Raw genomic sequence first — 13,527 nt, 5'->3', positions numbered from 1 at the left:
GAGATCAACCCGTCCGCTCGACCCCGGTACGCCGCGGGTCGTCCGGGCCCGGCCGGTCCGTACGACCCAGGTCGTACGCCGGGGTCAGCCGCCGGGGGTGACCAGACCGCTCTCGTACGCCAGCACCACCGCCTGCACCCGGTCACGGAGCTGGAGCTTGGCCAGGATCCGGCCGACGTGCGTCTTCACCGTCGCCTCGGCCACGTGCACCCGGGCGGCGATCTCCGCGTTGGACAGACCCTCGGCCACCAGCAGCAGGATCTCCCGTTCCCGGTCGGTGAGCTGGGTCAGCCGGGGATCCTCGGCCGGGCCGGCACCGAGCTGCCCGGCGAAGCGGTCGAGCAGCCGCCGCGTGATCGACGGAGCGACCACCGAGTCGCCCTGGGCCACCACCCGGATCGCGGCGAGCAGTTCCTCCGGCGGGACGTTCTTGAGCAGAAAGCCGCTGGCTCCGGCGCGCAGCGCGGCGAACGCGTCGGCCTCGGTGTCGAAGGTGGTCAACACCAGCACCCGGGGCGGCCCGGCCGGGCGGTCGGCGCAGAGCCGCCGGGTGGCCTCCACCCCGTCCATGGTCGGCATCCGGATGTCCATCACCACCACGTCCGCCTCGACCCGGGACAGCAGCCGCAGCGCGTCCGCCCCGTCGATCGCCTCGCCGACCACCTCCAGGTCGGGCTGGGAGCCCAGCACCATCCGGAACCCGGCGCGGACCAGCGCCTGGTCGTCCACGATCACCACCCGGATCGTCATACGGGGATCACCTCCGTCGCGGGGGTCGACGGTAGCGGCAGCCGCGCCCGCACCTGCCACCCCCCGGCCAGTCGGGGTCCGGCGGTGAGGCTGCCGTCGTACACCGACACCCGTTCGCGCATGCCGACCAGGCCGTGCCCACCGGACGGCGCCGGGGTGACCGCCGGACGTCCCCGCCCGTCGTCGACCACGTCGAGCACGACGGCGTCCGCCGTGTGTTCCAGGGTGACCTCCACGGTGGCGCCGACCCCGGCGTGTTTGAGCGCGTTGGTCAGCGCCTCCTGCACCAGCCGGTACACGGTCAGCTCCAGCGCCTGCGGCAGCGTCCCGGCCGGACCGGTGACGGTGCACCGCACCCGCAGCCCGGCGGCGCGGAACCGGTCCAGCAGGGCCGGCAACTCGGCCACCGACGGTCGGCGGTGCGCCGGCTCGTCGACCAGCCCTTCGGCGCCCGGTCCGCCGCCCGTGCCCGTCCGCTCCCCACCGTCGGCCCGCCCACCGGCTCCGGCGTCACCCGCGCCGCCGGCCACCGTCCCCGGTCCCGGCACTGCCCCCGGTCCCGGCCCGGCCGGGTTCGGCTCGCGCAGGACGCCCACCAGGCGGCGCATGTCCTCCAGCGCCTGCCGGCCGGTGTCCGCCACGATCCGGACCGCGGTGCGGGCGGTCTCCGGACTCTGGTCGATCATGTACCGGGCTCCGTCCGCCTGGACGATCATGACGGCCATGCTGTGCGCCACCACGTCGTGCAGCTCACGGGCGATCCGGGTACGTTCCTCGGCCACCGCCGCCCGCGCCTCGGCCTCCCGTTCCCGTTCCAGCGTGGCCGCCCGTTCCTCCAGGCTCAGCACGTACAGCCGTCGGGTGCGTACGTTGAGCGCCACCAGCCAGACCGCCCCGGTGACCAGCCCGTAGTAGATCGCCGAGAAGTACCAGGCGACCTGCGACGGGGTCTGCACGGCGGCGAGGACCACCCCGACCGCCGCGACGATGCCGGCGAGGATCCCGTCGCGCAGCCGGTCGGCGTACTTGACCACGCTGTACAGGGCGACCAGCACGGCCAGGTCGTACGGCATCGGCCCCCAGCCGAAGGCGACCTGGCCGAACGCCAGGACCGCCACCACGGCGGTGACCGCCGTGGGCCGGATCCGACGCCACACCAGGGCCACCGCCATCGCCAGGCCGACGGCGGTGGCCCCCCAACCGCCGGGTTGCGTGGGCGCGGCGGCGACCGCGAAGAGCGCCACCACGCCCGCGACGGCCACGTCGAAGACGACGCCGCGCACCGGCCGGCCCAGGATCCTCCGTGTCATCGTCATCCAGCGTACGAGTTGCCCCGGCCGCCGGTCCGGTCGACGGCGGGCGGGCGGTGACCGGGGAGGGGAAATGGGATGTCGTCCGGCGTCGGTGGCTCACTAGCATCGGCCCGTGAACGACAGGCGATGGCGCGACCCGGAGTGGCTGGCCGAGGTGCGGGACTGGATCGACCACCAGCTCGGCCTGCGGGGTGTGACGCGCAGTGGTCCTCCCGTGCAGCCGCACGTCTACCCCTGGTCGACGGTGCTGCGCGTGCCGACGGACCAGGGGGACGTCTGGTTCAAGGCGAACAGCGAGTCGCTGCGGCACGAGGCCGCCCTCGTGCAGCGGATCGCCGCCCGTCGTCCCGACGTGGTGCCCGCGCTGCTGGCGGCCGACACGGTGACCGGGTGGATGCTGATGCCGGACGCGGGGGAGACCCTGCGGGTGGTGACGCAGCGCGAGCAGAGCCTGGACCGCTGGCACGTCGTCCTGCCGCTCTACGCCGGAGTCCAGCTCGACCTCGCCGACGAGGTCGACGACCTGCTCGCGCTCGGGGTGCCCGACCTGCGCCTGGCCACCCTCCCCGAGGCGTACGCGAGGCTGGTCGACGAGATCGGCGCGGACCGCCGCTTCCGCGACGCGGTGCCGATGGTGGCCGACCTGTGCGGCGAACTCGCCGGGTACGGCCTGCCGGAACTGCTCCAGCACGACGATCTGCACGACGCGCAGGTCTTCGTGCGGGAGGGGCGTCACCTGGTCATGGACTGGGGCGACGCCTGTGTGTCGCACCCCTTCTTCAGCCTCTCCGTCACCCTCGAGGGCGGGGTGGCGTGGGGCCTGGCGGACGTCCAGGACTCGGTCGACGTCGCGCCGTTCCGGGACGCCTACCTCGCGCCGTACGCGGAACGCTTCGCCGGTGACCTGGTGGCCGCGACCCGGGTGGCGCTCCGCCTCGGTTGGGTCTGCCGCGCGGTCAACGGGCGCGTCCCCGGTGACGACCGGCAGACCCTGGTCCGACTGCGGATGTTCCTCGACGGTCGACCGTGACCCGACCGTCGGGTTCGTGATACCGGTCCTGCCGGTGGGGGCGGGCTGCCGCTGCCCGCCCGGGGGTCGCACCCCGGACGGACAGCGGGATCGCCTCGTTACCCGGCGTAGGTCTCGAACTCGGCGACCTTCGGGGCGCCGGACGAGCTGGTGATGTTAAAGGTGATCTTGGTCAGGGAGGTCGGGGAGAAGGTGCTGGTCCCCGCCCCGCTGCCGGCGGCCAGGACGGCGCCGGTGTCGTGGTTGACGAGCTGCCAGGAGCCGATGCTGCCCTGGGTGCCGGAGGGCTCCCGGATGACGACCCGGGCGACCCGGGTGGCGGAACCCCACTTGATCGAGATGGAACCGGTCGCGCCGGCCGGTGACCAGTAGGTGCTCAGGCTGCCGTCCCGCACGTTGCCGTAGCTGGTGCCGCTGGCCTTGCTGGAGCCGTCGGCGCCGGCACCGATGCTGAGGTTGGTCCCGCTGGTCGGCCCCGGCGTGGGGCTGGTCGGTCCGGGGGTGGGGCTGGTCGGTCCGGGGGTGGGGTTCGTCGGTCCGGGCGTCGGGCTGGTCGGTCCGGGCGTCGGGGTCTGCGGCGTGCAGTTGCCGTCGGACACCCGCAGGCCCTTGTTGGCGCCGGCGGTCTGGCGGACGACGTCCGGCACGCAGCTGGCCCCGTCGAGCCGGTAGGAGTACGGGATGCTGACGGTGGTGTTGGACACCGGGTTCGGGCCGGCCGGGTTGTTGTCGGTGCCCCGGGCGGACCAGGTCACGTTGTCGAAGATGTTGCCGCTGACCTGCCAGTAGCCGGCTTCGCTGGTGTAGAAGGTGCCCAGGACGTCCTTCGAGTCCTTGAAGTAGTTGTTGTCCACCTTGGCGCGGGCGCCGGCCCGGGAGTTGATCCCGGACTCGTGCAGGTTCACGTAGTGGTTGTTGTAGATGTGGGCGATGCCGCCCCGCAGCAGGGGCGTACGGGAGTCGATGTTCTCGTACAGGTTGTGGTGGTACGTGATGAAGCCGTTCGAGCGGTCGCTCTCACTGGACCCGACCAGGCCGCCACGACCGGAGTTGCGCAGGATGCTGTAGGACAGCGTCACGTACTGGACGTTGTCCTTCATGTCGAAGAGGCCGTCGAACCCCTCGTCCTCGCCGCCCGAGGCCTCCAGGGTGACGTGGTCGACCCAGACGTTGCGGACGGTGCTCTCCATGCCGATGGCGTCACCGCCGTTGGACGTGGGCGAGCCGGACTTCTTGACGTTCCGGATGGTCACGTTCTGGATGACGATGTTGCTGGAGTCGCGGATGTGGATGCCCAGCTGGTCGAAGAGGGCCCCGCCACCGACGCCGATGATCGTGACGTTGCTGATCTGCTTGAGTTCGATCACCCCGGCGGCGGTGTTGCAGCTGTCGCCCGACACCTTGGTGGTGTTGCCGTGGTTGATGGTCCCCTCGACCTGGATGATGATCGGGGTGCTGCTGCTGGCCCGGGTGCACAGGGCCGTGTGGATCGCGGTGCCGGTGGTGGCGCGCACCGTCTGCCCGCCCGCACCGCCGGTGGTACCACCGTTCTGGGTGGCGTACCCGGTGGGGCTGCCGGTCGCCGCCGACGCCTGGGGTATCGGAAGCGCCACACAGATCGCGGCCCCCACGGCCGCGGTGGCCAGCACTGCCTGGAGTCGCAGTGCGACTGGTCGTCTCATCTCGCCTCGCTCTGTCGTATGCCGGATTCGCTGTACGTGCCGTGGCCGCCCCGGCGGGTCCACTGCGGTCCGCGCTGCGGTCGCCGGTGCCGCGCGGCGGCGTCGGGAGTGAGCGCGCGGCGCGACCGCCGGGGCGAGGTGGTCTACGAGGAGCTGGCGCCGGGCGAGCCGCGATGGACGGCGCGATGGGTCTTCGTCATGGTGCGTGCCCTTCTGGACGGGTGGTGGTCGGTGCACATACGTGCGGGTGTCGCGCCGGGGCACACGGACGGGACGGTCCGGGTGACCTGGAAAGCGCTTTCCCGCTGACCGAAGAATAAAGAGGTGGTCGTTGATATGGCAAGAGTCGGGCCAGGTCGTCCTGCCGCCGACCGGCTGCCCGGCAACGCGTGGACACCGTCCGACGACGTGGGGCGGTCCACGAGCGCGCCGCCGGACGCCGGTCCGGGGGCGAGGAGGAGAGCGGGCGCAACGGAGCGGGCTGTGACCCGCGAAACGCGGATCACAGCCCTGGTCGGTCACGCTCCGGGGAGACGACCCCGACGGCGTCCGTCGGTCGGGGTACCCCCGCCGTCCTGGAGAGGTCGTCCCGACGGCGTCCGTCGGTCGGGGTGGCGGTGCTCGCTCAGCCGGTGACGGGAACCAGCTTGATCAGCTCCCAGCCGCCCTCCGGCACGTCGTCGGTCGGGTCGGTGCGCAGGTTCATCGGATTGGCCGTGCCGAGGTACAGGTCGGCACCGTCCGGGACCATCGTGCGGAAGCCGTAGTTCAGGTGGTTGCCCAGCCCTCTGGTGTCCACCGCCCTGGCGGGCCGCAGGCTCGACTCGTACATCCACAGGTCGCCGCCGTAGAGCTGCGGGTCGATCACGATCGGATCCAGTGCGCTGCTGAGCCCGGTGGCCGCGTTGCGGAAGCCCATCCGCGCCGCGGCCTGGGGCAGCAGGTCCTTCGCGAGGTAACTCCAGTCCATGGTGCCGATGAACAGCCGTCCGCCGGCCACCTCCATGGTCCAGGTGTAGTTGGTGTAGATGTTGCCGAAGCCGATACGTCCGTGGAGCGGGCGGTGCCCGGTGGAGACGTACGTCCAGGCGCCCGCGCCACTGTTCGCGGTCGCGTCGTACGCCGGCAGCTTCGCCTCGCCGTAGAGCAGGTCCACGTCCTCGAGGAGGGTGCCGAACCGCTTGCCCCGGAAGATGCTCACCGCCCGCTGGGAGTTCTCCAGCAGCGCTCGGGCCTCGACCTCGTCCGCCGGCGGGTACGCCTCGGCGACCTTGCTCGTCGACTTCATCGGCACGTGCATCGTGCCCCAGTAGAGGTACCCGTCGTACGACATCAGGGCACCGAGTCCGTACGTGCCGGCGACGACCGGATCCGGCTCGTAGGAGGACGCGCTCCACACCAGCTTCCACCGGGCGCTGTCGCCGGCCGTCAGTCCGGGCTCCCCGTCCCGCAGCGGCGGGCTCATCCACACGCCGGCGACTCCGGGGTCGGCCTCCTCGACCGGCCTGATGCCGATCAGGCCGAGCAGCGAGCCGGTGACGTTTCCGATCAGACCGGAAGCGCGGGCCGTCGAACGCGCGGCGAGCGCGCCGCCGCTCGCCGCCGACCAGGTGCTGACGAAGATCCGGCCCTCGTGCACCGCCAGGTCGGCCACCTGGGCCGCCAACTGGCCGACCTCGACGAAGGCGAACGGATTCGAGCGGTCCCCGGCCCACCGCAGGACGTATCCGCCCTCGCGGCCGTTCGCGCCGACGCCGACACCGGCATAGAGGACGTTGTCGGCGACCACGAAGTTGCGGATGTTGCCGTACCTGGTGAAGTTCGCCGAGCCGAGGTACTGCCCGGTCGCCGTGTCGAACGCGAACATGTTGACCGACTGCCCGAGGGCGGGACCGGCCAACAGGACGACGCCCTGGTGCGTCGCGCCGGCCCGCAGTCCGAGGGTCCGTCGCAACCGGGAGGTGTCCTCGGCGGAGGCGTTCCTGATGTCGTCGGTCTTCTCGGTCAGCACCCGGGAGGACTGGTCGTAGACGTAGGCCCGGGGATGGCGGTGGTCGCCGACGGTGGTCGGCATGGTCGGGTTCTGCTTCACCACCTGGCTCTCGGCGAACTCGCACACGTAGTCGTCGTTGAGCCGGGGATTCGGCAGCGCGAGGGTCGTACCGCTGACGATGCAGTTGACGTTCGCCCCGGTGCCGAACCACAGGCGGTTGTTCGCGCGGGCGAGCGACCAGACGTAGGCCTGATTGACCTTGGCCTGTCCCTGCGCGCACGGGGGACCCGCCGGATAGGGCTGGCCGATCCCGTCGAAGCACTCGTCGGGAGCGGCCTTGGCGAGCAGTTCGTGCTGGAAGGTCGGTGGGGTGGGCGGCAGCAGTCCCGCTGCGGCGGACGGGGTGGCGGCCAGCGCCGGCAGGACCCCGAGAACCACGACCGCGGATAGCAGACGCCAGCGAGACAATCTGATCCGGTGCATCCTTTTCCCTCTCTTTCGACGCGATACGCCCGCGTCGTTATCCGTTCGTCGTACCGGCGATCCGGCGACGTGCCGGGTCACCGATGTCGGGTACGGCGAACTCCCGCGACAACCACCGGCACGGGGTCGGTGGATGTCCGGTGAAACGACTCAAACGGAATCCGGTGCATCCTATGTGGAGCGCCGACAGCGTACCGGCGTCGGTAATTCCTGTCAGCCGTCTCCGGTGAAATGGCCGCCGTGACGTTCGGTCCGTCGGAATGCGGACCGACCCGGCCCCGCCTGGGCGGGGGCGCGCTGACGACCCGGGAAGGCTGAACGGTCGGACCGGGCTGTCCCGACAGTTGTTTATTGCGCCACCCTGGGTAGGGCAAAGCTGTTTCGGATGTTTGCGGCAAATGATACGCAGGCGTCAGCCTGTGGTTATGTCTCCAGGTGCATGAGGGATTGCGTGTCGCGTTTCTCGCACAGGAACGGTGGGCGGCCCGACCGTCGGCCCGTAGTTCGCGGTACGGGCGACGGTGACCCGACGGTCGTCCCCGGGCTCCGTACGGTCGTTCCGTTCGGTCATGACCGGCACGCTACGGGCGTGAGCGGGTGGACCGGCACCACCGGCGGGTGGAGAGCAGGGTGGAGGTCACCGGGCCGGCGCGCCGGCGGTCGATGCCCCCCCGGACAGCACTCAGGGCCCGCCGTGGGGGGGCGGGCCCTGAGCGTCGGGCGGGTGCCGGGGCTACCGCAGGCGGGCCTCGATGGCCTCGATGATGCGCGGGCGGAGTTCGGCGGCCCGGATGACGGCGTCGACCGAGCCGACCTCGACCGCACGCTGGATGTTGTGCACCCGGTCGAACTCCGCGGCCACCTCGCCGAGCTTCTCCGCGCGGACCGCCGAGCGGAGTTCGTCGAGTTCCGCGGTCAACGTGGCGCGGTCGGTGCCGGAGGCGGCCGCGACGCGGACCTCCAGGTCCCGCACCCGCGGGTCGGCCGCGGTACGGGCGTTGACCTCGCCGGAGAAGACCACCGCGGCGGCGGGGGCACCGCCGAGCACCGAGGCGAACGAGCCCTCCAGGGCGAGCACGGTCATGTTCGGGTTCAGCGCCTTCGAGAACACCACGAACGCGCCGCCGTGGTACCGCGAGATCACGCAGAACACGATCGGCCCCCGGAAGTTCACGATCGCGCGGCCGATCTCGGCGCCGTACTCCAGCTGGAGCTTCCGCATCGACTCCGGCGAGCCGTCGAAGCCCGACAGGTTCGCCAGCACCACCAGCGGGCGGTTCCCGCTGGCCGCGTTGATCGCCCGTGCGGCCTTCTTCGACGACCTGGGGAAGAGCGTGCCCGCGGTGTAGGTGTCCGGGCCATCGGTGGGCGGGAAGCCGCGCCGGGGCACCGACCGGGACTCGATGCCGAGCAGGCACACCGGCATGCCGCCGAGGTGGACGTCCTGCACCACCGCGGTCTCCGCGTCGGCCATGCCCGCCCAGCGCTCCAGCACCGGGTGGTCCTGGTCGGAGAGCGCCCGCATCACCGTCCGGATGTCGAACGGCTTCTTGCGGTCGGGGTTGGCCACCGCCGAGAAGATCTCGCCGACGGTGGTGAAGTCGCTGCCCTCCACCGCGTGCGGGAAGTCCGAGACGTCCCGGTCGACGGGGTCGGTGGTCGTCGCCCGGCGGGGCGCCTGCTCGCCGGGGGCGACGTACGTGTGGTCGTAGTGCAGCATCAGCACGTCGCGCGCGGCGGCCAGGTTCGGCGCCCAGTACTGCGCCTGCCCGTTGGGACCCATCACCCGGTCGTAGCCGCCGATGCCGAAGTTGTCCTCGGCCGACACGCCACCGGAGAAGTCGAGCGACTGCTTGCCGGTGAGCACCATCGCCGAGTCCGGCGTCATCACCAGGACGCCCTTGGTGTGCATGAGCATCGTCGCCTCGGCGTTCCAGTACGGCTGCGCGCCGACCGTGATCCCCGCGACCACGATGTTGATCTCGCCACCGTCCTGGGTGAACTCGACGATCCGCTTGAGCGCCGCGGCCACCCAGTCCATGTTCTCCGTGCCGGACTCCATGGAGATCCGGGCCCCGGCGGAGAGCGCGTACCACTCCAGCGGCACCCCCATCCGCTCGGCCAGGTCGAGCGCGGCGATCACGCGGCGGCACTCCGGTTCCGACAGCGCGCCGAGCGACTTCGTCGGGTCGCCGAGCAGCACCACCCGGGTGACGCCCTGCGGGTGCCGCCGGGTCGGGGTGCTGACCACCCCGGCGACGATCGCCGCGCTGTTGCGCCCCTTCGGCCGCTGGACCGGCACCAGGGCGTGCTGCTCGTCGAGGTCGTGCTCGACGAAGTCGCCGAGCAGGCTGGTCAGCTCGTACGGGTACACCGTGTTGCGGCTGCTCGCCCGGAGCACCTTCTGCCGGTAGCTGTCCAGCGGCTCGACCGGATCGTCCGACGGCTCACCGACGGTCAGCTCGACGCCACCGGTGGCCCCGAAGGAGACCCGCACGGCGACCTTGGTCAGCTCGCCGGTGTCCCGGTCGCGCTGCCGTCCGATGAGCAGGATCTCCTCCAGCCCGGCCCCCGCGGTGGTCGGCAGCATGCGACCGGCGATCATCTCCAGCTCCGCCCGGGTCAGCTCGCTCGGCGGCCAGACGTAGACCACGATCCGGTTGGTGTTGACGCGCTTGGTGGAGGGTCGCCGGGACCGCTCGCGGCGGACCGCCTCCACGCAGGCGGTCACGGTGTCCTCGGCCGTGGGCAGCGCGACCAGCCGGCCGTCGTGCTCCCGCAGCGCGGTCAGGTCGCGCACCTGCGCGAACGCGACGAGCCGGTCGTCCGACGGGTTCTCCCGGGCGACGCACTGGAAGAGGTACACCTCCTCGTCCGACGAGGGCAGCCGGGTGAGGTCGAACTTGCTCAGCCGCTCCAGCTGCATCCGCTGGGCGATGTACGGGTGCAGGCCACGGACCAGCCGCTCCTCGACCATCCCGGCAGTCGTCGGGCGGAACGTGAAGTGGTGGTGCATCACCGCACCGCTGCGACCGGCCACCGTCGTGGTGACCCGGCTGACCTCGCTCGGCAACGGGTGCGCGCCGACGACCTCCTGCAGCGCCGCCGCCATCGCGGCGGAGTCCTCGGGCTGGTTCTCCCAGGCGAGGTAGATGTCGGCGTCGATGGCGCCCTCGCCGCTGGCCAGCTCCGCGAGCCCGCGCAACGCGTCGCCCAACGCGTGGAAACCGACGGCGGCGGAGACCACGCACGAGTCCGCCCGCTTGGCGACCACGAACGTGCAGCCCGCGTTCTCGCTGGTGCGGACGCTGAGCAGCCCCTTGTTGCCGTAGTACCGCCGGGTCAGCACCTCCAGCATCACCACGTTGTCGAGGGCCGCCCGCCCCAGCCGCTGCCCGAGCAGCCGCACCAGCGGCTCGGTGCTGCGCACCATCTCGGCGATCCGCTCGGCGCGGTCCGGCGCGTCCGGGTGCGCGTCCAGGTGGTTGAGGTGCTGGCGGACGTTGGCGTAGACGCGGGCGCGGTTGCGGCGCAGCAGCGGCTGGGCGAACCAGGAGAACACCACGCCCCGGGCGAGGTCGGCGACCACGGGGAAGCGGACCTGCGTCGCGGCCACCAGCCGTTCCAGCACGAGACCGGCCGGCTCCCGCAGCGCCTCGTCCGGCGGGGACTCCTGCAACCAGGCGCGCAGCAACGCCGTGACGACCATGGCGTCGACGGACGCCCGTTGCTGGGCGAGGAAGATCCGGAACACGGCGGCTTCGAGGTCGGGGGAGCGTTCCAGCTCGGTGACACCGTAGTGCCCGAGCGCCGTGGCGAGCTTGGCCTGGAAGGTCGGCGGCAACGCGGCCCGTTCGACGTCCAGGCACTGCAGGTAGGTGTGGAAGTACTCCCGGGCGCTGTGCACGTGCCCGTCACCGCCGCCGTCCTCGCCACTGGGCCGGTTGCGGCTCAGCTCCGCCAGGTCGGCGAAGACGCCGACGAGTTCGAGCTCCTCGGCCAGCGGCCGGTGCCCGTCGGCGATGGAGGCCCGGCGGGCGGTGAGGTAGTCGTCGAGCACCCGGCGCTCGTCGTGCGGGTCGACGTCGAAGCCCAGCAGCAGGCTGCGCAGGTCCTCCTGGCCGCGCGCGGTGCGCGCCCGTGCGGGGATCGTGGCAGGCGCGTCGGGCAGGTCCAGTTCGACGGACTCGGTGGCCGAGGTGTCCTCGGCGTCGGCGTCGGCGATCGGCTCCAACCGGACCAGCGGCGCGCCGGCCTCCACCTGGCTGCCCACCGAGACGACGCATTCCTTCAGCCGCGCCTTGAACGGTGCCCGCAGCACCGTCTCCATCTTCATGCTCTCCAGCACCAGCACCGGTGCGCCCGCCTCGACCTCGGCGCCGACCTTCAGCGGCGTGGCGACGACCAGCGCGGGCGAGGGGGAGCGCACCACGCCGCCCTCGTCGCGGCTGACCCGGTGCGTCACACCGTCCACCTCGACCAGGTGGATCGGCCCGTGCGTGCCGGTGGTCAGGCGGTACCGGACCCCGTTCACGACGACCTGCCCGGTGTGCCGGTCGAAGCGGTCCAGCTCCACGTCGGCGGTGCGGACGTCGTCGCCCGCCTCGATGCCGACCCGGAACCGGTGCGCGCCGACCCGCGCGACGCGCACGCGGTAGCCGACACCCCGCAGCTTGAGGTCGAGCGGTCGGCCGCTCTCGTGCTGCACCTGGGGGCGTCCACCGAAGGCGGTCGAGAGCAGCCGCTCCCGTTCGGCGCGCTCCTCCTCCTCGTACGCCTCGATGGCCGCGGCGGCCAGCGCGACGGCGGAGTGCCGGTGCGAGACGAGCCGGCCCTCGCCCCGGACCCGGTCGATCCAGCCGGTGTCGGCGCTGGCGTCGATCACCTCGGGCTGGTCCAGCAGGTCGAGTACGAAGCTCTTGTTCGTCGCGCCGCCCTCGATGATCACCGTGGTCTGCGCCATCGCCCGCCGCAGCCGGCCGAGCGCCTCGTCCCGGTCGCGGCCGTAGGCGATGATCTTCGCGATCATCGAGTCGAAGTCGGCGGGGATGGTGTCACCCTCGCTGACGCCGGTGTCCACCCGGATGCCCGGCCCGGCGGGCAGGTCCAGCCGGGCGATGCGGCCCGGGGAGGGCGCGAAGTCGCGGTCCGGGTCCTCGGCGTTCAGCCGGGCCTCGATGGCGTGCCCGCGCTCCGCCGGCGGCGCGCCGTCCAGCCGTCCGCCCGAGGCGACGTGCAGCTGTGCCTTGACCAGGTCGAAGCCGGTGGTCGCCTCGGTGATCGGGTGCTCGACCTGCAACCGGGTGTTGACCTCGAGGAACGCGAACAGCTGGTCGCCGGGGTGGTAGAGGAACTCGACGGTCGCCGCGCCGCGGTAACCGACCGCCACGGCCAGCCGTTCGGCGGAGGCCTTGAGTTCGGCCGTCTGCGCCGGGCTGAGCACCGGCGACGCCGACTCCTCGATGACCTTCTGGTTGCGCCGCTGCACCGAGCAGTCGCGGACGCCGAGCGCCCACGCGGTGCCCTCGCCGTCGGCGATCACCTGGACCTCGACGTGCCGGGCGCCGGTGACCAGGCGCTCCAGGAACACGATGCCGCTGCCGAACGCCCGCGCGGCCTCCTGGCTGGTGCGCTCGTACGCGTCGGTCAGCTCGGCCTCGTTCGTGACCACGCGGATGCCGCGTCCGCCGCCGCCCGCGGTCGCCTTGAGCATCAGCGGGTAGCCGATCCCGGCCGCCGCCGTCAGGGCGGCGTCCAGGGTCTCCACCGCGCCCCGGCTCCACGGGGCGACCGGCACGCCGACCTCCTCGGCGATCAGCTTCGCGCCGATCTTGTCACCGAGCTTGCGCATGGCGTCGGGGCTCGGCCCGACGAAGGTGACACCGATCTTCTCGCACAGCTCCGCGAACGCCGGGTCCTCGGCGACGAAGCCCCAGCCGACCCACGCGGCGTCCGCCCCGGTCTCCACCAGCGCGCGCTCCAGCAGGCCGAGGTTGAGGTACGGCCGGGCGGCGGCGGGCCCGAGGTCGTAGGAGAGGTCGGCCTCGCGGACGAAGGTGGCCGTTCGGTCGACGTCGGTGTACAGGGCGACGGTTTCGATCCGTGTCCCGGTCTCCGCGGCGATATCCCGTACGGCGTGGATGAGCCGCATAGCGGCCTCGCCGCGGTTGACGATGGCGACACGACTGAACATCCGACCGAACCCCTTCTCAGCGCCCGTTGGGGCGAATCTGCACCTTTACATCGACTTGCGTCACTCATAGTATTGGCTCGTCA

6 protein-coding genes are annotated in these 13,527 nt (G+C 72.0%); 1 reads left to right on the top strand and 5 read right to left on the bottom strand.

Annotated features, from left to right (window positions below; genetic code table 11):
* Positions 1–84: 84 nt before the first annotated feature.
* The gene (locus tag AB0F58_RS01290) at positions 85–750 is read right to left on the bottom strand and encodes a response regulator transcription factor (protein WP_357136223.1); all 666 of its coding nucleotides are present in this window, start codon (positions 748–750) and stop codon (positions 85–87) included.
* The gene (locus AB0F58_RS01285) at positions 747–2,066 is read right to left on the bottom strand and encodes a histidine kinase (RefSeq protein ID WP_357136220.1); all 1,320 of its coding nucleotides are present in this window, start codon (positions 2,064–2,066) and stop codon (positions 747–749) included. Before AB0F58_RS01285 ends, AB0F58_RS01290 begins: the two co-directional genes overlap by 4 nt.
* Positions 2,067–2,175: 109 nt before the next feature.
* Here AB0F58_RS01285 and AB0F58_RS01280 point away from each other — a divergent pair, with 109 nt between their 5' ends.
* Positions 2,176–3,093, top strand: a complete 918-nt coding sequence (locus tag AB0F58_RS01280; protein WP_357136217.1) for an aminoglycoside phosphotransferase family protein — start codon at positions 2,176–2,178, stop codon at positions 3,091–3,093.
* A gap of 98 nt (positions 3,094–3,191) precedes the next feature.
* On the opposite strand, the gene AB0F58_RS01275 is transcribed toward AB0F58_RS01280, so the two are convergent.
* The 3 genes from AB0F58_RS01275 to AB0F58_RS01265 form a co-directional block, all read right to left on the bottom strand.
* Complete coding sequence (locus tag AB0F58_RS01275) at positions 3,192–4,775, bottom strand: pectate lyase (RefSeq protein ID WP_357136214.1); 1,584 nt, start codon at positions 4,773–4,775, stop codon at positions 3,192–3,194.
* 625 nt (positions 4,776–5,400) lie between these two features.
* Positions 5,401–7,206, bottom strand: coding sequence for a hypothetical protein (locus AB0F58_RS01270; RefSeq protein WP_357136212.1), 1,806 nt, complete (start codon positions 7,204–7,206; stop codon positions 5,401–5,403).
* A gap of 778 nt (positions 7,207–7,984) precedes the next feature.
* Positions 7,985–13,444 carry a carboxyl transferase domain-containing protein gene (locus AB0F58_RS01265; RefSeq protein WP_357136209.1) on the bottom strand — a complete coding sequence of 1,820 codons (5,460 nt, stop codon included), beginning with the start codon at positions 13,442–13,444 and terminating at the stop codon, positions 7,985–7,987.
* Between the last annotated feature and the right edge of the window lie 83 nt (positions 13,445–13,527).

The organism is Micromonospora sp. NPDC023956 (genome assembly GCF_040639195.1).
In the GTDB taxonomy this organism is placed as follows: domain Bacteria; phylum Actinomycetota; class Actinomycetes; order Mycobacteriales; family Micromonosporaceae; genus Micromonospora.
Note: the sequence above shows the minus strand (reverse complement) of the source record. Positions and strands in the feature narration are given on the sequence as shown.

Coding starts and splice junctions, on each gene's coding strand:
- AB0F58_RS01275 (WP_357136214.1), bottom strand. CDS start 4,775: ATGAGACGACCAGTCGCACTGCGACTCCAGGCAGTGCTGGCCACCGCG.
- AB0F58_RS01285 (WP_357136220.1), bottom strand. CDS start 2,066: ATGACGATGACACGGAGGATCCTGGGCCGGCCGGTGCGCGGCGTCGTC.
- AB0F58_RS01265 (WP_357136209.1), bottom strand. CDS start 13,444: ATGTTCAGTCGTGTCGCCATCGTCAACCGCGGCGAGGCCGCTATGCGG.
- AB0F58_RS01290 (WP_357136223.1), bottom strand. CDS start 750: ATGACGATCCGGGTGGTGATCGTGGACGACCAGGCGCTGGTCCGCGCC.